We start from the raw sequence: 25874 nt of genomic DNA on the forward strand, positions 1-25874 counted from the left end.
GCCTTGACGTCAGCGTCCGCGTCAGACGTTTTGGGTCTTTCGACCGACCGGGGAGGCTTGGTTTCGATTGTCACTGGATCACCAGGCTCGTGAAATAAACATTATCAATGCCGCCGAAACCCTCTTTTTCACGCAGCACATCATTTATCGCGGCGGTAAGCTGGCGTTGAAGCCGCTGCTTGCCCTGCGACGTTGAAAGCCACGCCGGATCCTGTTCCGCAAGCACCATAAGCACGGCAGAGCGAATGGGAACAGCCTGTCTTTTGATGTTATTGATAACTTTACCGTCGTAAAAGGTCGAAAGGCTGATTCCGATCTGCAAAAATCCCGACCCGTCGGCCAAATTGGTCGTGAAGGCCTCCTCGATCGGATAATAGGTGATCTCATATTTGCGCGGATCGACCTTGAACCGGTCGTTGGGCACCGACACGGTGCCGACCTTCAGCGGCGCTTCCTTGTCCTTGCCGTCGGCGACGGGCTCCATCTCCTTTTCGCTGCGCACGACCAGCTTGGGATAATGATCCTCCGGCTTGGCCTCATGCGCCGACAGGGCGCCGAAATAAATGCCCGCACCCGCGCCCGCGCCGATCAGCACGAGGGCGCTGACGGTCAGCATCAGCATTTTCTTCAGCTTGCCCTTTTTCTTGGGCTCGGTCTCATTTTTGTCTTTTGACATGGCTCGGCTCCTGTTCAGGCAAAGCGGCCGCGCCGGTCATCGGCGGGCGGCGCGCTGCGGGCGCGCTCGGGCGCGCCATCGGTTGCGGTTTCAATCAGATGGGCGGTGTCGGGGGCGGGCTGACGGCCCTGTCCCTGCTGCGACTGGCGCCCGGCCTCTCCCGGCGTATGCGTCACTTCGGCGCCCGCGACGCGAACACCTTGCTGGCGCAGATCCTCGACCAGCCTCCCCTGTGCGGCATGAACGATGGCGGCGGTCGATTCATGCTGGGTATCCAGCTTCAGCGACACTCCGGCATCGCCCTGTGTCATGGCGACGTCCAGACGGCCCAGATGCTTCGGCATCAGGCGAAAGCTGATGTCGCCGCTCGCCGATTTTGTCGCGGCAATATCGCGCGCGAGCTGTTCGATCCACGCGTCGTCGCTGCCAAGGTCGAGCGTGCGCTCGGTCACCGGGGTCGGAGTAGTGGCGGCCTGCACCAGGTTTGAGACCCCGCTGGCCGGGGCGCCTGGCTGCGAAAAGACGATGGTCATCGACGCGCTCATATCGGGGGCGCTGCTGCGGACCGGGGCCGGAGCCTCGGTCAGGGTGCGGGCCTGCGCCGAACTGCCGGGAACGGCGCCTGGCACCCGCACGGTGACAAGCGGTTCTGCCCTATCCTTGCCGACGCCCAGCCCATCCGCGATGGTGGCGCTGGTCGGCGCTTTGGGTGTGGCGTCGGCGGGGGCGCCCTTGTCTTTCGGCGTCAGCGCTGCCGCGGCTTGGGCCTGCACGGCCTGCCCCGTCCCTGCAGGGCCATTATGGGCTGCCATAGCGGGGTCTGCGGACATTTTGGCGGCCGGAGCAGGGGCTGCGCCGCGCTCCATTGTCACGGCGGCGGAGATATTCTTGTCGGTGAGAATGGCCATGATTTCGCCGCGTGCCTCAGGGGCGAGCGCGGCCGCGTCCACGGCCTTGCCAGCACCCGGCGTTTCGGTCTTGATCGCGCCATCGCCGTCCAACGTGCCTTCGGTTCCCGGTTCGGCCGGGGAGGCTGTGGTTTCATCGCCGTCGTTCGCGGAAGGAACGGTGGGCTTGCCGGTCTGGTGGGCGGGTGCCTGTCCGATGGCGGCGACAAGCTCCGCGGCTGCGGCCGCAGCGCTATCGGGTGTTGCAGGAACGGCGGGTGCGGCGGCTTCGCTGGGCTTGGCCGGTCCCGCTTCCGGAAGAAGCGCTACGTCCCCTCCGGGGGGCGTGCCTGTTTCGGCGCCCTTGTTTCCCGGCACAATCGTCTGACCCTCGGCAGGCGCTTCTTGCGCCGACAGCAGCGCGGTCAAAGTGGGATGGGCCGCGCCCTCGCCGGGCGCAGCCTGCATCAAGCGGGCAAAGCTGCCTTTGCCGTCCGGAACGCCATCCTGTCCGATGGTCGCCAGAAAGGCGGCAAAGCCTTGCGGCATTGACGGCTGTGGACCGGTGGAAAGAAGATTCATCACAGGACGCCCCCTTCGATCAGGCGCAGCCGCATGCCCTGCCCCTGAAAGGGGCGGTTGGCGTCGCGGCGGCGCTCGGCTTCGGCTTCCGCCGCCTGACGGCTGCGTTCATACAGGCGATTGGCCGATTCCTCCTTGACCATCGCGGCCTGTGCCAGCGCGCTCATCTGGTCGCGGCGGGCGCTGGCATCATCCAGCGGCTTGGCCAGGCTTTCCTTGGCGGTGTCGAGCCGGATCCCCAATTCGCCGATCGAGTTGAGCGCGCGGCCGGTCGCCGCCCCCTTGGCCATGGCGAGTTCGGTGCGCAGGCTCTCAAGGCGCTTGGCCAGTTCGACCAGATTGGCTAGCTCGCCCGAGGCGCGGGCCAGATTGGCCTCCGCCCGTTGATGTTCGACGGTGCGCACGCGAATGATACGTTGGCGGCGTGCGGTACGGGCGTTCATGCAGAATATCCTTCGATCAAGCTTTGGCGGGATGTTTCGAAATCGACCCGGACGCCGGGCGCTTGCGTGACAAAGGCAAGCTGGTCGGCGCGGCGGGCAATGGCTTCGTCGAGTATGGGGTCGCTGCCGGCGGTGTAGGCGCCCATCAGCATCAGGTCGCGATTCTCTTCATAAGCGGACCAGAGCTGGCGAAAGCGGGCGGCGGCGGCGGCGTGCGGCGCATCGACCGAATCGGCCATGGTGCGCGACAGCGAGCGCGCGACATCAATGGCGGGATAGACGCCCTGTTCGGCCAATTGCCGCGACAGGATGATATGGCCGTCGACGATGGCGCGCGCGCTGTCGACCACCGGATCCTCAATATCGCCGCCATCGGCGAGCACGGTGTAGAGCGCAGTGACCGATCCGCCGGTTTCGCGGTCGATCCCGGCCCGCTCGACCAGCGAGGGGATGAGGGCAAAGACCGACGGCGGATAGCCTTTCATCGTCGGCGGCTCGCCCAAAGTCAGGCCGATCTCGCGCTGGGCATGGGCAACGCGGGTCAGGCTGTCGATCAACAGCAGCACCTTCTTGCCTTCGTCGCGAAAGGCTTCGGCGATGGCGGTCGCGCGCATCGCGGCGCGCAGGCGCAGCAGCGGGGGATGATCGGCGGGAACGGCGACGACGACCGATTTCTTGCGTACCGCAGGCGGCAGCTTGGTTTCGACAAAATCGCTGACCTCGCGGCTGCGTTCGCCGATCAGGCCGACGACAATGACGTCGCATTCGGTTCCGGCAATCATCTGTCCCATCAGAACCGATTTGCCGACGCCCGACCCCGCAATGATCGCAACGCGCTGGCCTTCGCCAACGGTCAGCAGGCCGTTGATGGCGCGCACGCCCATGTTGAGCGGTTTGGTGACGCGACCCCGGCGCAGCGGATTGACCTTGCGCCCGGCCAGCGGCCATTGGAATTGCGATTTGACCGCGGGCCGGCCATCGAGCGGCTGGCCCTGCGCGTCGATGATCCGTCCCAGCAGCGCCTTGCCGCACGGCACCATGCTCGATGCGCCATGCGGCTCAACGGGTGCGCCGGTGACGAGCGGCTGGTTGGTGTCAAAAGGCAGGACCAGGCTGCGGTGTCCGCGAAAGCCGACGACCTCGCCATTCACATAATCGCCCGTTGCCGATTTGATGCGGACATTGCTGCCCAGCGGCTGCGGAAAGCCGGATACCTCGAGCATAATGCCTTCATGCGCGACCAGCGTGCCGACGCGGCGCGGCGATGCGTGCGTCAGATCGACGGAATCGAGCAATTGGCGCGCGGTCATGGCGAGGCGGCGGGTCATGCCACCTCTCCCGGATGGCCCAGCGCGGCGCGCAGTTCATCCAGATAAACGGCGCGGCCATGTTCGATCCAGCCGGCCGATGTTTCGATGCGGATGGTGCCGCGCGGCATGGCCGGATCGGCCTCGACCGGCAGCTTGACCGGACAGTCGACCAGCAGCGCGGCGTCGGCGGGATTGACCCACAGGGTGCGCGCCTTGTCGGCTTCGGCGACCATGGCGGCGGCGGTTTCGGCCTGTTGCTGCAACCAGTCGGCGTTGATGGGTGCATCTTCGACAATCTGCCGCACCAGCCGCTCGACCGTTTCGGCGATCAGCTGCGCCAGCTCTTCGCTCGGCTCATCCTGCAAGGCTTCGGCGGCGGCGACCAGCGCAAGCAACTGATGCCGCTCGGCATTATGCGCCGCTTCCGCCAGTCGCTGCCCTTCGGCCAGGCCGCGTGCAAAGGGATCGTCGGCCTGTTCCGGGGTCGCGGCCTCGGGCGCGGCGCGGTCCGCGGGCATGGGGGCCGATGCGGGTGCATGCGGCGCGGCAAAGGACAGCGGACGAAAGCCGCTGCTTTGCGCCATGGCAGCGGCCAGCGCGCCGGGGGCAAAGGCGGTGGGGGCGCTGCGATCAGACATAATCGTCGCCTGCGCCCGCAATCATGATCTCGCCCGAAGCCGCCATCTGGCGGACGATCTGCATGATCGCCTTTTGTGCTTCGTCGACATCGGTGCGCTTCACCATCGTCATTTCGGCCATTTCGTCGCGGATCGTTTCCGATGCGCGTTTCGACATGGTCGACAGGCACAGATCGACCATTTCCTCGTCGGTGCCCTTGAGCGCGATCGCCAGTTCGGCGGCATCGACACTGCGCAGCACGGTGCCGAGGCTCTTCTTGTCGAGGTCGCGCAGATTTTCGAAGATGAACATTTCCTCTTCGATGATCTGGGCCAGCGCCTTGTCATGCTTCTTGAGCGCGCGGATCGTGCGTTCCGACAATTGCTTGGGCATTTGCTTCATGATCTTGGCGACGTCGCTGGGGCCGCCGATCGCTTTCTTGGCGACGCGCTGGCCATCGGCATTGGCGGCGGACAGCACCGCCTCCAGATCCTCGATCGCAGCCGCGGGGACCGAGCTCAGCTGTGCCGCGCGCAGCACCAGATCGGCCTGCAAGGTTTCGTCGAGCGTTTCGATGGCACGCGCGGCGACATCGGGCACCAGCACCGACAGGATCAGCGCGCCGACCTGCGGATGCTCGCTGGCGAGCAGCCCGCTGATCGCCTCGACATCCATCCAGCGCAGCATTTCGAGCGAAGCGGCGCTGCGCTGCGGCGCGACGGCGGCCAATATATTGTCGGCGCGGACATTGCCCACCGCCTGATTGATCACGGTGCGAATGCGCGTGTCGGCTCCGATGGCGAGCGCGCTCACACCGCGGCTTTGCACGACAAACTGGCCCAGCGCCTGTTCGATCTGCGCTTCGCTCGCATTGGCGGTATCGAACATCGACTTGGCAAGCTGGCGCACCTCTTCGGGGTCGAGATGCTTGAGGATTGTCGCCGCCTCGCTTTCATCGAGCAGCATCAGCAATATGGCGGCGGCCGACGAACCATCGACCAGGGGCTTGCTGGTGGGTGCGGCTTCTTCGAGGGCGATTTCGGCAACCTCAGGCACGGGCACCCTCCTGCATCAGCTGGCGCACGACCAGCGCGGCGCGTTCGGAATCCTGCCGGACAAAGGCCCGCACCAGATTGGCGCGATCTTCATAGCTGGGGGCGGCCTCAATCATTTCGAGCGTGATTTCGCCGCCATTGTCGCTGTTGCCGCTCGGCAGCGCCGGGCGCGTTTCCGTGGCAGCGAGCAGCGATTCCTCGAGCGCGCTTTCGCGTTCGGCGCGCGCGCGGGCGCGTTCCTTCGCGGCCTTGATCAGCGGGCGTCCGATGAAGAGAAAGGCGAGCAGCGCGGCGAGAATGGCGCCGCCTTGCTTGACGAGCGGCAGGAACCAGCTTTCCTCGTAAAAGGCGGGCGGCGTTTCCTCCACCTTCACAAAGGGGCGCTGATTGATCGCGACAGTGTCGCCGCGCGCTTCGTCAAAGCCGACCGCGCCTTTCACCAGCGCGTCGATCTTGGCGAGATCGGCTTGGGTCAGCGCTTTCTGGCCCTGATTGAGCGCCACCGCGACCGACACGCGGCGCAGGCGGCCCTGCGGCTGATGCGTCACCGAAATTTCGCGGCCCACTTCATAAGCGCGCGAGGCATTTTCATTGCTCTGCGTTTCCGTTCCGCCCCCGGCGGCGACCGGCGCGGGCGCCTGATCGACGACGGTGGTGGCCTGCGGCGGCTGGTTGGAAAGCGCGCCGGGAATGCCGACTGCGGGCGGCGTGCCCTGACCCGACACCGATCGCGTGATCTGCTCGCGGGTCAGCGCGCGGTCATTTTCGGGGAAGCTTTCGCGGGTCGCCTGGCTTTCGGACATGTCGACATCGGCGTGGACCTCGACCGAAAAATTGCCCGCGCCCAGCATGGGGCGCAGCAGCGTGTCGAGCGCCGCGCGAAAGCGGTCCTCGATCTGGGTCTGGAGCTGAAAGGCCTTCATGTCGCTGCTCGTCGCCGAATCGGACAGCAGCGCACCGCGCTGGTCGATCACCGACACCTGCTCGGCATTCATGCCCGGAACCGACGAAGCGACGAGGAAACGGATCGCCTGCACCTGTCCATCGGACAGCGTGCGACCATTTTGCAGCGTCAGCATCACCGATGCGGTGGCCGGCTTGTCCTCGCGCACGAACAGGCTGGGTTCGGCGGCGGCAATATGGACGCGCGCGTTTTTCACCGCGTCGATCGCCTCGATGGTGCGGGCAAGATCGGCCTCGCGGGCTCCTCTCAACGTTTCGCCTTCGATCGCGCGGCTCGACCCCATGGGCAGCGCGGCGATCATGCTGTCGCCCGTGGGCTGGGCGCGGGGCAGGCCCTGTCCGGCCAGCGTCATGCGCGCCTGATGCAACTTGTCGGCATCGACCGTCAGCGCGCCGGTGGCGGGGTCGATTTCATGGGCAATGCCCGATGATTGCAGCGCTTCGGCCACAGCGGCCTTGTCGCTATCGTCCAGGCCGGAAAATAAGGGGGCCTGCGGTGCCGCTTGCGTCAGGAACCAGGCAAGCGCGGCGATGCCGATCGCGCTGGTGGTGGCGATGGCGGGCAGGGCCCGCTGCACGGCGGGCTGGCGGGTAAACTGACGGAGCGGCGCGAACCGCTCACCGATGCCGGGCGCGGGAAGCTGCGCCGGCGAAGATGTGTCGAGTGGGGCAAGAGCTTGAGCGTTGGACATGGATTACACCGGCATGTTCATGATGTCGCGATAGGCGGAGAGCAGTTTGTTTCGAACCTGCAGCGTCGTTTCAAAGCCGAGCGAGGCTTTCTGCCGCTCGATCATCACGCTGACGATGTCGTGCGTGTCGCCGCGCTCATAGGCTTCGGTCATAGCGCCTGCCTTGGCCTGCTGATTATTGACTTGCTGCAGGGCGTTCGAAATCGCGGCACCGAAATCGGGCGTGCCCTCGGCACCTGCCGCACTGTCGAGGCCGCCGCGTCCGGCCGCCCGCTGAAGCGCTTCATTCTGATTGAGGATCGAACTGCGCATTTGCAGCAATCGGCTCTGGTCAATCGTGCTCATAAGCTTTCATCCATCCTGTCGGCGGCGATACACCGCACACCCCGATATAATGCAATCGACGTGCCAAGCTGGAATAAGTCAATGAATTCCGTCATTTATGGATGGGTGCTCCTGCCTCGATAGTCAGGTCGGCATTTTTTTGACGCCGGTTCGCTTAATCCCCGTCTCGCCCCGCCGTTATTGCATTCGTGACCGCTCGCCGAGCCCTCACACCACGGGAATGGCCATTGAGCCGGAAAGGAAGATCATGACTGTCATCAACACCAATGTTAGCGCGCTTCGCGCCCAGAACAGCTCGCGTGTTGCGGGCCAGATGCAGGCCCAGGCGATGGAACGCCTGTCGAGCGGCAAGCGCATCAACAGCGCGAAGGACGACGCCGCTGGCCTCGCCATCGCAACCCGCATGGACGCCACCGTCCGCGGCCTGAACCAGGCTGTGCGCAATGCCAATGACGGCATTTCGCTGGCGCAGACCGCCGAAGGCGCGATGCAGGGCATTTCGGACATTCTGGTCCGTATGCGCGAACTGGCGGTTCAGTCGGCCAACGGCACGAACGGCACCACCGACCGTTCGGCGATCCAGACCGAAGTTACCGCGCTGATCTCGCAGATTGGCGACATCGCGACGCGCACCGACTTCAACGGCAACAAGCTGCTCAACGGCAGCGTCGCCGCTGGCTTCGACATTCAGACCGGCGTTGCTTCGGGTGAAACGGTGAACATCACCATCGCCGACCTGCAGGCTGCGGCGCTGGGCGTTGCCGCTCTCGACATGTCGACGGCGGCTGGTGCTTCGGGCGCGCTTGGCACGCTCGACACCGCGATCCAGACCGTTGCGACGCAGCGCGCCAACCTCGGTGCCCAGCAGAACCGCCTGAGCGCGGCTGTCGATAATTTGACATCGACCGTCACCAATCTGTCGGAATCGAAATCGCGCGTCGAAGACGCTGACTTCTCGGCGGAATCGACGAAGCTTGCTGCGGCTGGCATCCTGTCGCAGGCATCGACCGCGATGCTCGCTCAGGCGAACCAGAGCCAGCAGGGCGTGATGAATCTTCTCCGCTAAGCGGCGATAGATCAGCCAAAACCAACCGGTCTCCTGTACCGGCTGAACCAGCGCCCCGGCCTTATGGTCGGGGCGCTTTTTTCATATGGGGAGCCGCTATTTCTCTACTGTAGCAGGGTGTGTCCCCGCGAAGGCGGGGACCCATCGCCTGCCACCGCCATTTTTGCGCCAACTGCCAGGGGGAATTGCATCTTCGCCCCTGACCAGGCTTCAGCCGGGGCTATCCTCTCCCGCACCGCCATCGCCGCCCAGCGCGCGGAACAGCGCGATGCGGGTCTGGACCAGCAATGTTTGCACCGCAATCTCGCCCTGCCGCGCCGCCAACAGGCTGCGCTGGGCATCCAGATTATCGAGGAAACTGTCGATCCCGCCCCTGTAACGCGCTTCGGTCAGCCGCGCTGTGTCTTCCGCCGCTGCGCGGTTGGCGGTGGCCGCGCGCAATCGCTCGGCGATTGTGCCTTGGACCGCCAGCGCGTCGGCGACGTCGCGAAAGGCGGTCTGGATCGCGCCTTCATAGCGGGCGAGCGCGGCATCGCGTTCGGCTTCGCTCACCGCCACGCCCGCGCGGCGGGCGCCAAAATCGAAAATGGGCGCGCTGGCATTGGCGCCCGCAGACCAGTTCCAGCCGCTACCCCTGAACAGCCCGGTCAGGGCATCGCTTGCCACGCCGACCAGCGCGGTCAGCGACAGGGTGGGGAACAGCCGCGCGCGCGCCGCACCAATATCGGCATGGGCCGCGCGCAGCCGATATTCGGCCGCGATGACATCGGGGCGGCGCAGCAGGACGGATGACGACAGCCCCGCGGGCGGAAGCCTGATCGCTGGCGCGGCATCGTCCAGCCCGGACGGCAAGAGCGCGGGGTCCAGCGGGCCGCCAAGCAACAGGCGCAGCCGGTTTTCCTCCTGTGCCAGCGCGCTTTTCTGCGCGGCAATTTCCTGCTCGGCGGTCGCCAAAATCTGTTCGGCGCGGCGCAGGTCGGTGCGCGGCGCAATGCCGCCATCCAGCCGCGCGCGCGTCAACCGCACGCTTTCGCGCGCATTGGCGGCACTTTCTTCGGCAATGGCCAGCCGGTCGCGCGCGGCGCCATAGGCGGTCCAGCTTTCGGCGAGATCAGCGATCAGCGCCAGCCGGACGGTGCGCGCCGCCGCCTCGCTCGCCAGCGCGCGGCTGCGTTCGGCGTCGGCGGCATTGGCCAGCCGCCCGAACAGATCAAGTTCAAAGGCGCTGATGCCTGCCCCCAGCGAAAAATCGCCGCCGCCGCCATTATCGCGCTCGGCATAGCCGCTTCCCGCGCTCGCGCCGATGGTGGGAAGCCGCGCCGCCCGCGCGCCTTGAGCCGCCGCCCGCGCGGCAGCCACATTGGCAAAGGCGACGCGCAGGTCGCGATTGCCGCCAAGGCTTTGCTCGATCAGCGCCTGCAACCGCACATCGCTAAAAATGCTGCGATAAGAAGGGATGGGGGATGCCGCCGCGCCCTCCGGCGCCGGATAGGCCTCGCCGCTGGGCCAGCTTGGCGGGACCGGCGGCGCGGGCAAAATGGTTTCGGGCGCGAGCGAACAGCCCGCTGCGATCAGGGGCAGGGCGATGGCGCAGGCCGCACGCGCGATCATGCTTCCGCCTCCCCCTTTTTGCCGCGCCGTCCGAAATGCGCGCGCACCGCCGCCAGCCCATCGCGCACGCCGCGCCGGACGAGAACGAAGAAGAGCGGGATGAAGAAAATGGCGAGCAGGGTCGCGGTCAGCATCCCCCCGATCACCGATGTGCCGATGGCAACCCGGCTGTTGGCGCCTGCCCCGCTCGCCAGTGCCAGCGGGATAACGCCAAAGATAAAGGCAAAGCTGGTCATCAAGATGGGGCGCAGGCGAATGCGCGCCGCGGCGATGGCGGCTTCGATGACGCGCTTGCCTTTCTTCTCTTCCTGCTCGGCAAATTCGATCATCAAAATCGCATTTTTGGATGCGAGCCCCATGGTCGTCAGCAGGCCGATCTGCAGATAGACGTCATTTTCCAGCCCGCGCAGCGTCACCGCAAAGACCGCGCCGACCAGCCCGAGTGGAATGACGAGCAGCACCGCGACCGGGATCGACCAGCTTTCGTAAAGCGCGGCGAGGCACAGGAAGACGACAAGCAGCGACAGCGCATAAAGCAGCGGCGCCTGTCCCGACGACAGCCGCTCTTCAAAGGAGGCGCCCGACCAGGCGGTGCTGGTGCCGGGGATCTCGGCCGCCATGCGTTCCATTTCTTCCATCGCCTCACCCGAACTGGTGCCGGGCGCGGCCTGCCCCGAAATTTCAAAGGCGGGGACCCCCTGAAAGCGGGAGGTGCTGCTGGGCGTCGTCGCCCAGTCGATGGTGGAGAAGGCAGAAAAAGGCGCCATCTCGCCATTGGCAGATCGGACATACCATTGGCTGATGTCTTCGGGCTTGGCGCGATAGGGGGCATCGCCCTGGACATAGACGCGCTTCACCCGGCCATCGTCGATGAAGTCATTGACATATCGCCCGCCCCAGGCCGTCGCCAGCGTCGCATTGACGTCATTATTGTTGAGGCCATAGGCGGTCAGCCGCTGGGTATCGACGTCGATCTTCAGCGTCGCCACATCGGGAAGGTCGCTCAGCCTTACCGACGTCAGCCGCGGATTTTGCTCGGCCATGGCGAGCAATTTGTCGCGCGCTTCGGCAAATTGCTCGCGCGACAGGCCGCTGCGGTTCTGAAACTGCATGGTAAAGCCCGACGTGTCGCCCAGCCCGCGGACCGCGCCCGGCACCAGCGCGAAAATCTGGGCATCGCGTTGCCCCGCCATCGCCTTGCGAAGACGGTCGGCAATGGCATCGGCGCTGTTTTCCTCTCCCGGACGCTCGTCCCAATGGACAAGGTTGAGGAAGCCCTGCCCCGTATTCTGTCCCGCCGCCCCGCGCCCGCCGCCCGCGAGCAGGAACAGCGCCTGAATATTGTCTTTTTCTTCGCTCAACAGATATTTTTCGAGGCTATCGCGCACTTCCAGCGTGCGTTCCTGCGTCGCGCCCGCCGGCAGGCGAAACTGCACCGCAACCCGGCCCTGGTCCTCATTCGGCAGAAAACCACCGGGAAGCCGCAAAAACATAAAGGCCAGCAACGCCAATATAATCAGATAGAGCGCTAAAAACCGCCCCCTACGATCCACAACTTTCGTGACATTGGCGGCATAGCGCTGGGTCATGGCGTCAAAGCGTGTGTTGAACCAATGTTTCGCGGCCTCGAAACGCACCGCGGCTTTGGGAAAGCGGTGGGGCGCCGCGCCCTGCTCTGCCTTGGGTTTTAACAGCGTTGAAGTGAGCGCCGGGCTCAGGATCAGCGCGACGAGCACCGACAGACCCATCGCCGACACGATGGTGATCGAAAATTGACGATAGATGACGCCGGTCGATCCCCCGAAAAAGGCCATGGGCAAGAAAACGGCGGACAGCACGAGCCCGATGGCGATCAACGCGACCTGTAATTCCTTCATCGACAGGATGGTGGCTTCCCGTGCGGTCATGCCGGGGTTTTCTTCCATCAACCGCTCGACATTCTCGACCACGACAATAGCGTCATCGACCAACAGGCCGATGGCGAGCACCAGTCCGAACAGGGTCAGCGTATTGATGCTGAACCCGGCGATATAGAAAATGGCGAAGGTGCCGAGCAGCACAACCGGCACGGCAATGGCCGGGATCAGCGTCGCGCGCCAGCTCTGCAAAAAGATGAACATGACGAGCACGACCAGCAGGATCGCCTCGAACAGCGCTTTTTGAACCTCACTTACCGACAATTTGATGAAGGCGGTCGAATCATTGGCATAGGTGTAGGAAAGCCCGTCTGGAAAATCGGCGGCGAGCGCGTCCATGCGGGCCTTCACCCGTTCGGCGGTCTCCAGGGCATCCGCGCCCGGCGATAGGGAGATCGACATCCCGGCCCCGGGATGCCCATTGACGCGGCTGACCGTGCCATAGCTTTCGGCCCCAATTTCGACGCGAGCGACATCCTTGATCCGAACGCTCGATCCGTCGTTGAGCGTCTTGAGGATGATATTCTCAAATTCTTCCGGGGTCCGAAGCCGCGACTGGGCGGTGACGGTGGCGTTCAGCAACTGCCCCTCGGGGGCAGGCAATCCGCCCACTTCACCCGCCGCGACTTCGCTGTTCTGCGCATTGATCGCCGACACAATGTCGCCGGGCATCAGCGAAAAGGCCGCCAGCCGCTGCGGGTTCAGCCAAATGCGCATCGCATGCGGCGAACCAAAGACATTGACGTCGCCTACGCCATCGACCCGCGACAGCGGGTCCTGGATGTAGGATGTGAGAAAGTCCGAAACATCCTGATTGGACCGCGTGTCCGTCTCATCATAAACGGCGACGAGCAAGAGCCCGTCGGAATTGGATTTGGTGACCCGTACGCCTTGGCTCTGCACTTGGGCGGGCAGACGGGAAATGGCCGACTGAATTTTATTCTGGACCTGCACCTGCGCAATGTCGGGGTCGGTGTCCTTGGAGAAGATGGCGGTAATGCTCGCCTGTCCGCGCGAGCTTGATTGCGAATTGAAATAGAGCAAACCGTCGATACCGGTCAGCTGCTGTTCCAAAATTTGCGTGACGCTATTTTCAATCGTCTCGGCTGAAGCGCCGGGGTAAGTGGCGCGAATATTGACCTGTGTGGGGGCAATGTCGGGATATTGTTCGATGGGCAGGGCCGACAGCGCCCCCAGCCCGCCCAGCATGACGATGATCGCAAGCACCCAGGCAAAGATCGGCCGGTCGATGAAAATGCGCGACATGAACGCTAGCCGCTCTTGGCGCCGGCATTTCCGCCGGAACCGGTCCCACCTTCACCCGCCTCGCTGTCGGGGGCGGTGCGCTGGGCTTTGCTCGCGGAAACGGGCCGAACGGGGGCGTCGTGACGCAAATTGCCCAGTCCCTGGGTGATGACGCGCTCGCCAGCTTTCAGCCCTTCGGTGACCACCCAATAAGCGCCTGCCGTGCGCGCGGTGCTTATCGTGCGCCGCATCGCCTTATTGTCCTTGCTGACGACATAGACAAAGGCCGATCCATTGAAATCCCGCTGAACCGCAGGTTGCGGCACCAATATTGCGCCCTGCTCGATGGCCTGATCGAACAGCGCGGTTACGAACATGCCGGGTAGCAACAACCCCTTGGGATTGGGGAAGCGGGCGCGCAGCGTCACCGTTCCCGTCGCTTCATTCACGGCCGCTTCGGAAAACTGCAACCTGCCTGTAAAGCCATAATCGCTGCCATCGTCCAGCTGCAGCCTTACGGTCATGTCGCCGGCGGTTATGCCGCCTTTGCCAAGCGATTGACGGAGGCGGGTGAGCTCGGCGCTCGATTGCTGCATGTCGACATAAATGGGGTCAATTTGCTGGATGACGGCCAATGGCTGAGCCTGACTGGCGCTCACCAGCGCGCCGGGGGTGGCAAGGCTGCGGCCGATGCGCCCGCTGATCGGCGCGGATATGGTCGCATAGCGCAGGTTGATCTGCGCTGTTTTCAACGCAGCGGCATTTTGCGCAACCGCTGCGCGCGCAACGCGGGCCTGCGCCACTGCGTCGGTATAATCCTGCTCGGCGACGGCCTGCATCTTGGCGAGCGGCTCAAGGCGCCTTGCCCTTTCCTCAGCGGCGGCGGCGGCGGCCCTGGCGCTCGCCAGATTGGCGGCGGCCTGTTCGGCAGCGGCCTGATAGAGGCTGGCGTCAATCTGATAAAGCGGCTGGCCTGCCTTCACAAATCCGCCTTCGGTGAACAGGCGGCGACGGATGATGCCGCTGACCTGCGGACGAACCTCACTCGTTTCAAAAGCCTGGGTGCGCCCGCCCAATTCGGTGGTGATCGGCACCGCCGCGCTTTGAACGACGACATAGCCAACCTCCGGCGGTCCCCGGTCGCGTCCCTTGTCGGTGTCCGAGCAAGCCGCCAGCATCAGCATGACAGCGCCCAAAGCCGCAGCGAGCAGCGGTGCCCCTTTGTCCAGCATAATCGATTATTCTCTTGTCAGTCCGTCGGCAGGCGGAGGCGTCTTTTCAACCGCCGACCCAATAGTTGCAAGTGCAATGAGGGACTTGCGACAAATTGCGACAATTTTTGTCTGCCGGCCCTATGACCGCGGCGCGTTTCAGCGTGCGGCAGGCACCGCGACCGATTGTCGTTCAATAAAGGTGGAGGTCAGTCTGTCCGATCCCTCCACGCTGCTTCGCCCTGCACTTCCCAGGAACTCCGGCACCAACAATTGCGCCGAACGCATTCCCATTTGGTGGATGGGCCAGCGGATCGTGCTGAGGGCAGGCCAGATATGCGTCGCAGTAGGAGAATCGTCGAAGCCAACGATGGAAAGCTGCGCGGGGACGGCAATGGCCTTGCCATGCGCAACGTTCATGACCCCAGCTGCCATTTCATCATTGGAACAGAAAATGGCCGTTGGTGGTTCGGGTAGGGCCAGAAGATGTTCTCCGGCTTCGATGCCATCAGCGAAGCGATAATTTCCCGGGCAGGCATAGGCGCCGGGAAGCTGCAACCCGGCTTCTGCCAAGGCTTCGCGAAAGCCCTTTTCACGCTCTGCGGCCGACCGGAAGCCGACCGGCCCCCGCACGAAACCGATCCGCCGGTGGCCAAGGGCAATGAGTTTTTCGCAGACTGATTTGACGATTTCGCGGTCATTGGACGCAACGCAATGCTTGTCGTCGTCCAGCGCCGCCGATCCGATGCGAACATAGCGGACGCCAAGGCTTTGGCACAGACGCGCCAAATCGTCATTTTCCGAAATGGGAGGAAGCAGAAGCGCGCCGATTGGCCGCTGTTTTTCCAGAAAAATGCGGACATCTTCCAGCATGTCGCTGGACCGGCGGTCCACCGGACGTACGAGTAGCGCCAGATCGCTGTCCCTGATCGCATCCAGCACGCCGCGCTGAAAATTCAATACGGTCTGCGCATTGGGATTGTCGTAAAGGACGGCGATCAGGAAGTTGCGGCGAAAAGCCAGCGCGCGTGCTTGGGGATTGGGAACAAAACCAAGTGTTTTGATCGCCGCTTCAACAGCATGGCGCGTCTTTTCGGTCACAAATTCCGACCGATTGATCACCCGGCTGACGGTCTTTTTCGACACGCAGGCCAAGGCCGCGACATCGTTGATCGTCGGTTGCTTACCTGCCGGCGCCCTGCCTTGTGCAGCCATTTTTTCTTTCCCTTGCTGGCGCAAGATTTTCTCACGCCAAGATTGCTGCTTCTGATGGGCTCTGCCGAAGGCGAAATCAACTCTGGCAATATTGCCGCAGAGATTTGACACCGGTTACCAAAATGGCTAAGACTGCGGAAGCAGAAAAAGGAATATGGTTATGAAGATCGCGCTGATCACCGAAAACAGCCAGGCCGCGAAAAACAGCGTCATTCACGAAGCCCTGACCGCCGTCGCCGAGCCGCTTGGCCATCAGGTTTTCAACTATGGCATGTATTCGGCCGAGGATAAGGCATCGCTCACCTATGTGATGAACGGCCTTCTTGCGGGCATCCTGCTCAATTCGAAAGCGGCCGATTTCGTCGTGACCGGCTGCGGCACGGGCATGGGTTCGATGCTGGCCTGCAATGCGATGCCGGGTGTCTTCTGCGGCCTCGTGATCGATCCGACCGACGCCTTCCTCTTTGCCCAGATCAACGACGGCAATGCGATTTCGATGCCTTATGCCAAGGGTTTTGGCTGGGCGGCGGAGCTCAACCTGCAGGATTGCTATCGCAAGCTGTTCGACGGCGAATCGGGTCTTGGCTATCCGAAGGAGCGCGCCGAAATCATGCGCAAGAACCGCGGTATCCTGAAGGATCTGAAAGCCGCATCGTGCAACGACATGCTGACCGTGCTCAAGACTGTCGATCAGGACCTGCTTCGCGCCGCGATCGCGGGCGAGAAATTCGCCGAATATTTCTATGCCAATTCGCAGGACGAGGCGATCAGCGACTATCTGAAGAGCGTGTCGGCAGAGGCGGCGCTTGCCTGACATGACGACGTCCTTCGATCTTGCGGGCCGCGTCGCGCTCGTCACCGGCGCCAACACCGGCATCGGCCAGGGCATATCGCTTGCACTCGCCGGGGCGGGGGCCGATGTCGCCGCCGCGGGCCGCTCGCCTGCGACCGAAACGGTGGACAAGGTCCGCGCGCTCGGCCGCAAGGCAGAGAATTTCAAGGCCGACCTGTCGGGCGTCGCGGCGGTGCAGCCGCTCGTCGATGCGGTGATTGGCGAGTTCGGTCGCATCGACATTCTCGTCAACAATGCCGGCATCATCCGGCGCGCCGATGCGGTCGACTTTACCGAGGAAGATTGGGATGCCGTGATGGACACCAATCTCAAGACGCTTTTCTTCCTCTGCCAGGCGGTCGGGCGCCACATGATCGGGCGCGGTAGCGGCAAGATCATCAATATCGCCTCGATGCTCACCTTTCAGGGCGGCATCCGCGTGCCGAGCTACACCGCATCGAAGTCGGGCGTCGGCGGACTCACCAAGCTGCTCGCCAACGAATGGGCGGCGAAGGGCATCCAGGTCAACGCGATCGCACCCGGCTATATCGCGACGAACAACACCGCCGCGCTGCAAGCCGACGAGACGCGCAACCGCCAGATCATCGAGCGCATCCCCGCAGGTCGCTGGGGCGACCCCGCCGACATCGGCGGGGCGGCGGTCTTCCTCGCGTCCAGCGCCTCTGATTATGTTCAGGGACATATCCTCGCGGTCGACGGCGGCTGGCTCGCGCGGTAAGGCCGCGCATCGCATAAAATAACGGCCCGCATGCACGGGCGAATGGAGTGGGGATGGGCAAGCTGGTCTTTTTCGGCGAATTGCTGATCCGGCTGACCGCGCCCGGCAATGAATTGCTGATGCAATCCCCCTCGCTCGACCTTCATGTCGGCGGGGCCGAGGCAAATGTCGCCATCGGTCTCGCCCATCTCGGCCACCCTTGCGCGATGGTCAGCCGCGTTCCCGCCAATGCTCTGGGCCGCGGGACTGTCGCGGCGGTGCGCGGCGCAGGCGTCGATTGTGCCGCCGTCAGCACCGGTCCGGGGCGCATGGGGCTTTATTTCCTCAGCGTCGGCGCCGGGCTGCGTTCCTCCGAAATCGTCTATGACCGCGCAGGATCGAGCTTCGCGGCGAGCGGGGCGGGGGATTATGACTGGGATGCGCTGCTTTCGGGCGCTGCACTGCTGCACCTGTCGGGAATCACCCCGGCGCTCGGGCCGCGTTCGGCCGAGGCGGCGCTGGCCGCGGCCCGCGCGGCGAAGCGGCTCGGCGTGCCGGTCAGCTTCGACGGCAATTACCGCGCGATGCTGTGGGAGGCGTGGGACAGCGACCCGCGCACCATCCTTTCCGAACTCATCGGCAGCGCGGACATCTTGTTCGGCAACCATCGCGACCTGTCGCTCGTGCTGGGCCAGGAGTTCAGCGGCGACGGCGAGGACCGGCGCCGCGAGGCGGCAGAGGCGGGCTTTGCCGCTTTCCCGTCGCTGCGGCTCATCGCCTCGACCGCGCGCCATACGGTCACCGCCGATCATCACCGCATCGCGGCGCGGGTCGACCTGAGGGATAGCGCGCACCAGACGGGCGAGATCGACGTCACCGGCATCGTCGACCGTATCGGCGCGGGCGACGCCTTTGCCGCCGGCGTGCTCCACGCGCATCTTTCGGGCGGCGATGCCGAGGCGATGGCGACAAGCGGGCTGGCGCTCACCTGCCTCAAACATTCGCTTCCCGGCGATGCAAGCCGCTTTGGCCAGAATGATATCGACGCTTTCCACGGCGGCGGGCTCGATGTCCGGCGCTAGGTTGACGCGCCGCGCGCTGCTCGCGGCGGGGGCCGTTGCAGCCTTCGCTCCGCCGCTGTTCGCGCGCACGGCACCGCAGCCAAAAGCCTTCAAGGGCATTCGCTACGCCACTGCCGAGCGTTTTGCGGCGCCGGTCGCGCTGCTCGATAACCGCCAGGCGCTCGGCACCTTCGGTCCCGCCTGCCCGCAGCGCGGGGAGCGGTACCAGCCGCAATCGGAAGACTGCCTGTTCCTCAACGTCTGGACGCCCTCGACCGACGCGCGCGCGCGGCGCCCCGTCATGATCTATTTCCACGGCGGCGCCTATTCGACCGGCAGCGTGACCGATCCGGTGAACGACGGCGCGGCGCTCGCGGTACGCGGCGATGTCGTCGTCGTCACCGTCAATCACCGGCTGAACGCGCTTGGCTATCTCTATATGCCGGGGCGCTTCCCCGACAGCGGCAATGCGGGCCAGCTCGACCTGGTCGCCGCGCTCCAATGGGTGCAGCGCAATATCGCGGCCTATGGCGGCGATCCCGCCAATGTCACCGTCTTTGGCCAGTCGGGCGGCGGCGCAAAGATCGCGACGCTGATGGCGATGCCCGCCGCGGCCGGGCTGTTCCACAAGGCGATCACGATGAGCGGGCAGCAGGTGACGGCGTCGGGGCCGCTCAACGCAACAAGGCGCGCCGAGGCCTTTCTTGCCAAGCTGGGCGCGGGCGTCGATCCCGCGACGGCGCCGGTTGCGACGCTCGTCGATGCGCTTGGCGCGACCGACCCGGTACTCGGTGGGGGCGTCTATATGGGGCCGGTGCTCGATATGAAGCATCTCATGCGCCATCCCTTCTGGCCTGACGCTGCGCCGCAGTCGCGCGCCATTCCGATGATGCTCGGCAATACGGTGATGGAAACGCGGGCCTTTTACGCGCCCGACGCGAAGCAGCTTGCGGGGCTGGACTTTGCCAATCTTGCCGAGCGGATCGCGCCCGAAATGCGGATCGACATTCATCCCGAGTGGGTGGCGGGGCAATTCCGCGCGCGCTATCCCGATGCGCCGCCGCTCGAGCTTTTTCACCGCATCGTCACCGCGGCGCGAAGCTGGCGCGGGCAGGTCGAGGAGGCCGAGGCGCGGGCACGGGCCGGGGTGCCCGCCTTCGTCTATCAGCTCGATTTCGAGGAGGCGAAGCACACCGACGATATCGGCTTTGCCTTTGGCGCCACCCCCGACGCGACCCCCGCGCAGCAGGCGTTGAGCGAGCGGATGATGGACGCCTTTGTCCGCTTCGCACGCACCGGCGATCCGGGCTGGCCCGCCTATGAACTCGACCGGCGCGCGACGATGATTTTCGATACCGTCAGCCGCATCGAAAACGACCCGCGCCGCTGGGAGCGCGAATTGTTCGCGCGCGTGCCCTATATCCAGCCGGGGACGTAAAAGGCCGTCATGGCGAGGAGCTGAAGGCGACGGAGCAATCTCCAGTCACCGGCCTTGCGCGAGATCGATAGCTGGAGATTGCTTCCCCGGCTTTCGCCGGGCTCGCAATGACACGTCTTAGACGACCCCCTGCGATCCCAGCCAGTTCCACAGCAATTCGGGCCAGATCGCGACGGGTAGCCCGGCAGTTTTCATCAGACCGAAGCCATGCTCGCCGCGCCCGAACCAATGCGCCTCGACCGATGCGCCGACCGCGCGCGTTGCCTGATGCAACCGCAGGCTGTTCTCGATCTTCACCACGCTGTCGTCCTCGGCATGGAGCAGCCAGAGCGGCGGCTGGTCGGCGCGAACATTGCGGTCGGGCGAATAAAGTCGGGTGCGTGCGGCATCGGGCGCGGGGCCGAGAAGCTTCGCGCGGCTGCCGGGATGCGCGACCTCTGCATCCATCGACACCACGGGATAGATGGCGGCGAGCGCGTCGGGGCGCGCAGACAGGCTGTCCGCCCCGCCGACTGCGTCATATGCCGCGGCATCGAACCGCGTGAGCAGGCTCGTCGCGACATGGCCGCCCGCCGAAAAGCCGCCGAAAGCGACGCGCGCGGGGTCGACCCCGTCGATGGCAGCCCGGCTGCGCACGAGCCGCACCGCGCGCTGCGCGTCGGCGAGCGGAACGTCGGCGCCATTCGCCCAGCCGTCGCCAGGGAGCCGATAGAAGAGGACATAGACGGTGACCCCGCGCGCGGTCAGCCAGCGGGCAAGCTCATAGCCCTCCTTGTCGACCACGACATAGCGATAGCCGCCGCCGGGCGCGAGGATCACCGCCGCGCCATTGGGCGTTTCCGGGCGAAAAATGTCGAGCCGCGGACGCGTGATATGCTCGAGCATGCGGTCGCTGGCTTGCGGGTCGTCGCTGCGCTGGACGGTCCGTTCGACTAGCCCCGCAGGCGGCGTAAGATGCCCCTCCGGCCAAAGCGCGATGCTCGCATCGGGGGCCAGCCCGGCGGGCCGGGTCCAGACCGCGGACGCGGCAGCGCTGGCGAAGGGCAGGGCAAGGCTGCCCGCAAGCAGCGCGCGGCGCCCGACCGTCATGGTGCGGGCTTTTCGTTCGGATAGGCGATGATCAGCACCAGTGGCTCGCTTCCGGTCTGGCGAATGCCGACCTTTGCGCCCTTGTAGAGCCACGCCGCCATCCCGTCTTTGAGTTCGGCTTCCTCGCCGTCCGAATGGACGACGCCGGTTCCTGACATGACATAATAGATTTCGTCGTGCGAAATCGGGTGAACGCCGATCGCCGCGCCGACGTGCAGCGCGCGCTTGCGAAATTCGAAGCTGCGCGGCGCGGGGACATGGTCGCTGATCCGCCACGCGGTCGACATGCCAATGGCGCCGTGCGGCGGGGCTTCCTCGCGGACTGTTTCACTTTCGTCGATGACGACCATCGCCGGGGCGGCGGCGAGCAGCAGGGCGGTGAGCGCGCTCATTGCGCCTGCTCCCGCGAAGCGCGGTCGCGCGCCGACAGATGCTCCTGCGGCAGCGGCGCGGTCTGCGCGGGATAGCGGCCCGATTTCGGTTCCATCGTTGCAAGGTCCCATTCGCCCTCGACGAAGGGCGCGCGGACGGCTTCCTTGACCTTGGGATAGGCGCTGACCTCGCGTTCATCGTCGATCACTTCGCCGCGCCCTTCGGCGACGAAGAACAACACCCGGATTTCCTCTGCATCGCGCGCCCAGGGCCGCGCGCCGGCGGTGGCGAGGACCGAGGTTTCGACCGCGCGCGACGGCAGGATGCGATAGCCCGTGGTTGGCGCAAGCGGCGCCTTGGCGCGGATCAGCTTCGCCTCGGTCTCGCCATAGCGGCCGAATTCGGGGAGCGGCTTGCCATGGCGGTCGACGTGGAGATTGTCCTTGCTATAATATTCGAGGTCGCCGTCGCCGCCGAGCATCAGGAAGGGCAGGCCCTCGTCGGTGTCATTGCCGCCGCGCATCACATTGCCGACGGCGGTGATCTGCCCCGTCACATAATCATGGCCGACCCATTCGAGGTTCATCAGGTTGTAATGCACCGCGCGGTGCTGGGGGTTATAGATCAGATTGTTGATCATCAGCGCCTGCCCGCCGCCCTTGATCAGCGGGTTGCGCTCGACATTATGCGCCCAGACATTGCGGTAAAAGACGATACCAGTGGCATTGTCGTGGATCAGCGATCCCTTGCTGTGCTCGCCCTTCGGGTGGCTCGCATCGGCCAGGCCTTCGGCGGCCAGATTGTTCGAAAAAGTGATATTGTGGCTCGTGCCCTTGCGCCATTCTTCGACCGTCTTGCCGGTGAAGCGCGGGCCCGATGCCGACATATTCTCGTCGATCGCCCACAGGAAGGTGCAATGGTCGACGATGACATTGCGCGCCGCGACGGTCGAAAAGGCGTCGGCCTCCCACCCGCTGCGCTTGGGCTGGCCGTCGACCCCGGTATAGACGCGCAGGTGGCGGATGATCACGTCGTGCGTTTTGACGTCGATGCCGGTACGGATCAGCGTGATGCCGGGTCCGGGCGCGGTCTGCCCCGCGATCGTCAGATAGGGATGTTTGATCTCGAGCGATTCGCGGCCCATGTCGATGACGCCGCCGACCTCAAACACCACAATCCGCGGTCCGGGCGTGTCGATGGCGGCCTTGAGCGATCCGGGCCCGTCGGGGGCCAGCGTCGTTACACGGATAATCTGCCCGCCGCGCCCGCCGGGGGTGACTGCGGCCGGGCCGACGGCGCCAGGAAAGGCTGTCGCCCCATTTGCCGTCTGTGCCATGGCAGGCTCCACCAGGGTTCCGGCGCTGCTGCCCACCGCAAAAAGCAGCGCGATCATCCAGGATTTCAGGGACATCCTCTCTCTCCAATATTGGGGTCTTGACATGTTTGTCACAATCCGCAATCTTTCTGACACCGGTTACCCCAATCGGTCAATGAGAATATTTTGTGGGTGAGGATGATGATCTGGCCGCGCATGTCTGGCGTCGGTTCACTCCCGCTCTCGAATTGGAAATAAGGCGGAACCTGCGGGTTCCTCTTGTTTCCTCAACTAAAGTAACCGGTGTCATTGCTTGAAAAGCAAGCGGTGACGGCGATAAAGGGAGGATGAGGATGGCTATTCATACATTGCGGGGGCTTCGCACCGTTACACGACTGACCTGCGGCGCATCGCTCGCCGCGCTGATGGTTTCGCCCGTCTGGGCACAGGAAGGCGCCGCGCTGCCCGCGGCGCAGGCCGACGAAATTATCGTCACCGGCTTTCGCGCGTCGCTCGACAAGGCGCTCGATCAAAAGCGCGACTCGACCGCAGCGATCGATGTGATCGTCGCCGAGGATATTGCCAAATTCCCCGACCAGAATCTCGCCGAGTCGCTGCAGCGTATTCCGGGCATCTCGATCCAGCGCGACGCGGGCGAAGGCCGTGCGATCACCGTGCGCGGGCTGGGCGCGCAATTCACCCGCGTCCGCCTGAATGGCATGGAAACGATCGCGACCTCGACCGATGGCGCGGCGGCGAATCGTGACCGCGCGTTCGACTTTAACGTTTTCGCTTCGGAACTGTTCACCTCGCTGGTGGTCCACAAAACCGCATCGGCCTCGCTCGACGAAGGCTCGCTGGGCGCGGTGGTCGACCTCAACACTGGCAACCCGCTGGGCGGCAAGGAAGGGCTGACCCTCGTTGCTTCGGCGCAGGCCCGCTATAATGATCTGGCGAAGGATGTGGACCCGCGGCTCGCGGGGCTCGTCGCCTGGACCAATGCCGACCAGACCTTTGGGGTTTCGGCCTCGGTCGCCTGGGCCGATTATACGACGCTTGAACTTGGCAACAACAGCGTGCGCTGGGCTCAATCGCCCTTCCGGCGCGTCAACGGCGTCACCTGCATGGCGGGATCGAATTTCGTCGCCAATCCGTCGCAGGCGTGTATCGACGTCGCCGAAGCCTTTCATCCGCGCATTCCGCGCTATGGTCTGGTCAGCCACGACCGCGAACGTCTGGGCGCCACCGCGTCGATCCAGTTTGCGCCGAGCGACGATACCAAAATCTCGATCGACGGTCTTTATTCGACCTTCAAGGAAACCCGTGACGAATATTGGGGCGAAGTGCTTTTGCGCTCCAACGAACGCAGCATCGACGTTTCCAACTATGTGATCGACGGCAATAATAATCTCATCTCGGCCGACCTGAACAACGTCTATGTTCGCACCGAGCGCTATTCGCGCGAAAGCGAGACGAAATTCTACCAGCTTTCGGCGCGCCTTGAACAGCGGATCAACGACCGGCTTCAGGTGAAACTGCTGGGCGGCATGTCCAAGTCAAAAGCTGATATTCCGATCGAAACGACGCTCGCCTTCGATGATACCGACGCAACCGGCTATCGTTATGATTATTCGAACATGAAATTCCCGCTGCTCAGCTTCGGGCCGGGGATCGAGGATCCCTCCTCCTTTGTGCTCGCGGAATTTCGGGACCGTCCTTCGTTCCTGACGAACAAGTTCAAGACGTTCGCGGCTGATTTCGAGCTGGAGGTTGCCGATAATTTCGACCTTCTGGGCGGCGGCTTTTATCGTCAGTTCGATTTCGATACGGTGGGTTATCGCCGCGACAGCACCTATTGCGGCGCCTTCACCTGCGCGCCGGGAACGGGCGGCCTGCCCGTCACCCCCGACATTGCCGAGCTGTTCAAGCTGGGCAAGGCGGGCCAGCCGGCCGGAAACACAAACGCCTGGATTGTCCCCGATCTGGCGGCAGGGACCGCACTGATCGGCCTATATGATCGCGAAGCGGTGCTTCAGCAAAGCGAACAGCGGGCGGTTACCGAAAAAACCTATGGCGGCTGGTTCATGGGCGAATTTGAAACCGAACTTGCCGGTATGCGGGTGACGGGCAATGCCGGCGTGCGCTTTGCAAAGACCGACCAGTCATCCTCGGGCTTTACCGACGGTACTTATGTGACCGTTGATCGCAGCTATGACGACTGGCTTCCGTCCTTCAACCTCAACCTGCATCCGACGAACAATATCATCCTGCGCGGCGCCATTGCCAAGGTGATCACGCGTCCGACGCTCGGAAATCTGACACCGGGCGGGGGGCTCGACCAGTTCAACTTCCGCATCACCTCGGGCAACCCCTTCCTCAATCCCTATCGGGCGACGACCTTCGATCTGGCGGCTGAATGGTATTTTGCTCCCGGCGCCATCGCCTCGGTCGCGCTTTTCGCCAAGGATATCGAAAGCTTCCCCATTTCGGCCTCCACGCAGGGAACCTATGCGTCGAGCGGTCTGCCGCTTTCGCTCCTGACCCCCGGCACGCCCGCCTATAATGCGGTGGTGCGCGGCGATAATCCCAGCCAGCAGTTTGAATTCCGTACCAATATCAATGGCCCGGGGGCGAAGCTGAAGGGGCTCGAGCTTTCGCTGCAACTGCCCTTCTCCGTCTTCTCCGATTCGCTGCGGCACTTCGGTGTCCTGGGCAACACCACCTTCGTGGACAGCGATGTCGATTATTCGCTGCGCGGGGCGCTCGTTTATGATCCGGCTACCAATCGCCTTCAGGCACCGCCAGAGGCTATCTACACCCAGCCGCTGCTCGGCCTGGCCAAGCGGGCGTGGAACGCCACGGCCTATTATGACGATGGCAAATTCTCCATCCGCGGGTCGGCGGCGTGGCGCAGCGGCTATAATGACGGAACCAGCGGCAATAATAATCTCTTCGAAGGCTATGGCAGCTCGTTCAACGTCGACGCCTCGATCCGCTATGCGATTACCGAGAATATCGAAATATCGCTCGAGGGAACGAACCTGACCGATGATTATCGCTATCGCTTCACCGATTATGAAGCGAACCGCAATTATGAGAATAATCATTATGGCCGCACCTTCCTGTTCGGCGCCCGCGTCAAAATCTGATTAAAAACCAATCCCTTGGACCTGCCCGGCCTTTGCTTGCAAAGGTCGGGCGTTTTCTTGGGACG

21 protein-coding genes are annotated in these 25874 nt (G+C 64.1%); 6 read left to right on the forward strand and 15 right to left on the reverse strand.

The features are described from left to right. Positions 1-70: 70 nt before the first annotated feature. The 8 genes from JV18_RS0110495 to fliE are packed head-to-tail and all read right to left on the reverse strand — an operon-like array spanning position 71 to position 7571. Positions 71-676 carry a flagellar basal body-associated FliL family protein gene (locus JV18_RS0110495; RefSeq protein ID WP_033074443.1) on the reverse strand — a complete coding sequence of 202 codons (606 nt, stop codon included), beginning with the start codon at positions 674-676 and terminating at the stop codon, positions 71-73. Positions 677-690: 14 nt separating this feature from the next. Beyond that, positions 691-2145, reverse strand: coding sequence for a flagellar hook-length control protein FliK (locus JV18_RS0110500; RefSeq protein WP_235303388.1), 1455 nt, complete (start codon positions 2143-2145; stop codon positions 691-693). Then, on the reverse strand, positions 2145-2588 hold the full coding sequence (locus JV18_RS0110505; RefSeq protein ID WP_033074445.1) for a hypothetical protein: 444 nt from the start codon (positions 2586-2588) through the stop codon (positions 2145-2147). The genes JV18_RS0110500 and JV18_RS0110505 overlap by 1 nt, the downstream gene beginning before the upstream one ends. Then, complete coding sequence (locus tag JV18_RS0110510) at positions 2585-3916, reverse strand: FliI/YscN family ATPase (RefSeq protein ID WP_033074446.1); 1332 nt, start codon at positions 3914-3916, stop codon at positions 2585-2587. Before JV18_RS0110510 ends, JV18_RS0110505 begins: the two co-directional genes overlap by 4 nt. After that, positions 3913-4536 (reverse strand): FliH/SctL family protein, encoded by a 624-nt coding sequence (locus tag JV18_RS0110515; RefSeq protein ID WP_033074447.1) that lies wholly within the window; start codon positions 4534-4536, stop codon positions 3913-3915. The genes JV18_RS0110510 and JV18_RS0110515 overlap by 4 nt, the downstream gene beginning before the upstream one ends. Then, positions 4529-5572, reverse strand: a complete 1044-nt coding sequence (gene fliG / locus JV18_RS0110520; RefSeq protein WP_052072199.1) for a flagellar motor switch protein FliG — start codon at positions 5570-5572, stop codon at positions 4529-4531. The genes JV18_RS0110515 and fliG overlap by 8 nt, the downstream gene beginning before the upstream one ends. Then, a complete protein-coding gene (fliF, locus tag JV18_RS0110525) occupies positions 5565-7226 on the reverse strand; it encodes a flagellar basal-body MS-ring/collar protein FliF (protein ID WP_033074448.1) in 1662 nt (553 codons plus the stop codon). The genes fliG and fliF overlap by 8 nt, the downstream gene beginning before the upstream one ends. 3 nt (positions 7227-7229) lie before the next feature. After that, positions 7230-7571, reverse strand: coding sequence for a flagellar hook-basal body complex protein FliE (gene fliE / locus JV18_RS0110530; protein WP_033074449.1), 342 nt, complete (start codon positions 7569-7571; stop codon positions 7230-7232). A 247-nt stretch (positions 7572-7818) separates the two neighbouring features. On the opposite strand from fliE, the gene JV18_RS0110535 reads away from it, so the two are divergent. Continuing rightward, positions 7819-8637: a flagellin N-terminal helical domain-containing protein gene (locus JV18_RS0110535; RefSeq protein WP_033074450.1), complete on the forward strand. Its 819-nt coding sequence runs from the start codon at positions 7819-7821 to the stop codon at positions 8635-8637. Positions 8638-8847: 210 nt separating this feature from the next. Here the strand turns inward: JV18_RS0110535 and JV18_RS0110540 are convergent, their stop codons facing one another. From JV18_RS0110540 to JV18_RS0110555, 4 genes are all read right to left on the reverse strand, one after another. Next, complete coding sequence (locus JV18_RS0110540; protein ID WP_033074451.1) at positions 8848-10248, reverse strand: efflux transporter outer membrane subunit; 1401 nt, start codon at positions 10246-10248, stop codon at positions 8848-8850. After that, positions 10245-13430, reverse strand: a complete 3186-nt coding sequence (locus JV18_RS0110545) for an efflux RND transporter permease subunit (protein ID WP_033074452.1) — start codon at positions 13428-13430, stop codon at positions 10245-10247. Before JV18_RS0110545 ends, JV18_RS0110540 begins: the two co-directional genes overlap by 4 nt. A 5-nt stretch (positions 13431-13435) precedes the next feature. Next, a complete protein-coding gene (locus tag JV18_RS0110550) occupies positions 13436-14641 on the reverse strand; it encodes an efflux RND transporter periplasmic adaptor subunit (protein ID WP_052071896.1) in 1206 nt (401 codons plus the stop codon). Between the two features lie 138 nt (positions 14642-14779). Continuing rightward, positions 14780-15835, reverse strand: coding sequence for a LacI family DNA-binding transcriptional regulator (locus JV18_RS0110555; protein WP_033074453.1), 1056 nt, complete (start codon positions 15833-15835; stop codon positions 14780-14782). Positions 15836-15995: 160 nt separating this feature from the next. Here JV18_RS0110555 and JV18_RS0110560 point away from each other — a divergent pair, with 160 nt between their 5' ends. From JV18_RS0110560 to JV18_RS0110575, 4 genes are read left to right on the forward strand one after another with little or no spacing between them, the layout of a single operon-like run. Further along, positions 15996-16649 carry an RpiB/LacA/LacB family sugar-phosphate isomerase gene (locus JV18_RS0110560; RefSeq protein WP_033074454.1) on the forward strand — a complete coding sequence of 218 codons (654 nt, stop codon included), beginning with the start codon at positions 15996-15998 and terminating at the stop codon, positions 16647-16649. 1 nt (position 16650) lies between these two features. After that, complete coding sequence (gene kduD / locus JV18_RS0110565) at positions 16651-17406, forward strand: 2-dehydro-3-deoxy-D-gluconate 5-dehydrogenase KduD (protein ID WP_033074455.1); 756 nt, start codon at positions 16651-16653, stop codon at positions 17404-17406. Positions 17407-17459: 53 nt separating this feature from the next. Then, on the forward strand, positions 17460-18467 hold the full coding sequence (locus JV18_RS0110570) for a sugar kinase (RefSeq protein ID WP_033074456.1): 1008 nt from the start codon (positions 17460-17462) through the stop codon (positions 18465-18467). Then, positions 18454-19884 (forward strand): carboxylesterase/lipase family protein, encoded by a 1431-nt coding sequence (locus JV18_RS0110575; protein ID WP_033075251.1) that lies wholly within the window; start codon positions 18454-18456, stop codon positions 19882-19884. Before JV18_RS0110570 ends, JV18_RS0110575 begins: the two co-directional genes overlap by 14 nt. A 117-nt stretch (positions 19885-20001) precedes the next feature. Here the strand turns inward: JV18_RS0110575 and JV18_RS0110580 are convergent, their stop codons facing one another. The 3 genes from JV18_RS0110580 to JV18_RS0110590 are packed head-to-tail and all read right to left on the reverse strand — an operon-like array spanning position 20002 to position 22756. Then, the gene (locus JV18_RS0110580) at positions 20002-20973 is read right to left on the reverse strand and encodes an alpha/beta hydrolase (RefSeq protein WP_033074457.1); all 972 of its coding nucleotides are present in this window, start codon (positions 20971-20973) and stop codon (positions 20002-20004) included. After that, positions 20970-21365: a cupin domain-containing protein gene (locus JV18_RS0110585; RefSeq protein ID WP_033074458.1), complete on the reverse strand. Its 396-nt coding sequence runs from the start codon at positions 21363-21365 to the stop codon at positions 20970-20972. The genes JV18_RS0110580 and JV18_RS0110585 overlap by 4 nt, the downstream gene beginning before the upstream one ends. Beyond that, entirely contained in the window at positions 21362-22756 is a 1395-nt protein-coding gene (locus JV18_RS0110590) for a pectate lyase (protein ID WP_033074459.1), read from the reverse strand. The genes JV18_RS0110585 and JV18_RS0110590 overlap by 4 nt, the downstream gene beginning before the upstream one ends. Before the next feature lie 257 nt (positions 22757-23013). On the opposite strand from JV18_RS0110590, the gene JV18_RS0110595 reads away from it, so the two are divergent. Beyond that, positions 23014-25809, forward strand: coding sequence for a TonB-dependent receptor (locus tag JV18_RS0110595; RefSeq protein ID WP_033074460.1), 2796 nt, complete (start codon positions 23014-23016; stop codon positions 25807-25809). Positions 25810-25874: the final 65 nt, after the last annotated feature.

The sequence above is a fragment of the Sphingopyxis sp. MWB1 genome (assembly GCF_000763945.1).
GTDB lineage: Bacteria > Pseudomonadota > Alphaproteobacteria > Sphingomonadales > Sphingomonadaceae > Sphingopyxis.

Coding starts and splice junctions, on each gene's coding strand:
- JV18_RS0110495 (WP_033074443.1), bottom strand. CDS start 676: ATGTCAAAAGACAAAAATGAGACCGAGCCCAAGAAAAAGGGCAAGCTG.
- JV18_RS0110500 (WP_235303388.1), bottom strand. CDS start 2,145: ATGAATCTTCTTTCCACCGGTCCACAGCCGTCAATGCCGCAAGGCTTT.
- JV18_RS0110505 (WP_033074445.1), bottom strand. CDS start 2,588: ATGAACGCCCGTACCGCACGCCGCCAACGTATCATTCGCGTGCGCACC.
- JV18_RS0110510 (WP_033074446.1), bottom strand. CDS start 3,916: ATGACCCGCCGCCTCGCCATGACCGCGCGCCAATTGCTCGATTCCGTC.
- JV18_RS0110515 (WP_033074447.1), bottom strand. CDS start 4,536: ATGTCTGATCGCAGCGCCCCCACCGCCTTTGCCCCCGGCGCGCTGGCC.
- fliF (WP_033074448.1), bottom strand. CDS start 7,226: ATGTCCAACGCTCAAGCTCTTGCCCCACTCGACACATCTTCGCCGGCG.
- fliE (WP_033074449.1), bottom strand. CDS start 7,571: ATGAGCACGATTGACCAGAGCCGATTGCTGCAAATGCGCAGTTCGATC.
- JV18_RS0110535 (WP_033074450.1), top strand. CDS start 7,819: ATGACTGTCATCAACACCAATGTTAGCGCGCTTCGCGCCCAGAACAGC.
- JV18_RS0110540 (WP_033074451.1), bottom strand. CDS start 10,248: ATGATCGCGCGTGCGGCCTGCGCCATCGCCCTGCCCCTGATCGCAGCG.
- JV18_RS0110545 (WP_033074452.1), bottom strand. CDS start 13,430: ATGTCGCGCATTTTCATCGACCGGCCGATCTTTGCCTGGGTGCTTGCG.
- JV18_RS0110550 (WP_052071896.1), bottom strand. CDS start 14,641: ATGCTGGACAAAGGGGCACCGCTGCTCGCTGCGGCTTTGGGCGCTGTC.
- JV18_RS0110555 (WP_033074453.1), bottom strand. CDS start 15,835: ATGGCTGCACAAGGCAGGGCGCCGGCAGGTAAGCAACCGACGATCAAC.
- JV18_RS0110560 (WP_033074454.1), top strand. CDS start 15,996: ATGAAGATCGCGCTGATCACCGAAAACAGCCAGGCCGCGAAAAACAGC.
- kduD (WP_033074455.1), top strand. CDS start 16,651: ATGACGACGTCCTTCGATCTTGCGGGCCGCGTCGCGCTCGTCACCGGC.
- JV18_RS0110570 (WP_033074456.1), top strand. CDS start 17,460: ATGGGCAAGCTGGTCTTTTTCGGCGAATTGCTGATCCGGCTGACCGCG.
- JV18_RS0110575 (WP_033075251.1), top strand. CDS start 18,454: ATGTCCGGCGCTAGGTTGACGCGCCGCGCGCTGCTCGCGGCGGGGGCC.
- JV18_RS0110580 (WP_033074457.1), bottom strand. CDS start 20,973: ATGACGGTCGGGCGCCGCGCGCTGCTTGCGGGCAGCCTTGCCCTGCCC.
- JV18_RS0110585 (WP_033074458.1), bottom strand. CDS start 21,365: ATGAGCGCGCTCACCGCCCTGCTGCTCGCCGCCGCCCCGGCGATGGTC.
- JV18_RS0110590 (WP_033074459.1), bottom strand. CDS start 22,756: ATGTCCCTGAAATCCTGGATGATCGCGCTGCTTTTTGCGGTGGGCAGC.
- JV18_RS0110595 (WP_033074460.1), top strand. CDS start 23,014: ATGGCTATTCATACATTGCGGGGGCTTCGCACCGTTACACGACTGACC.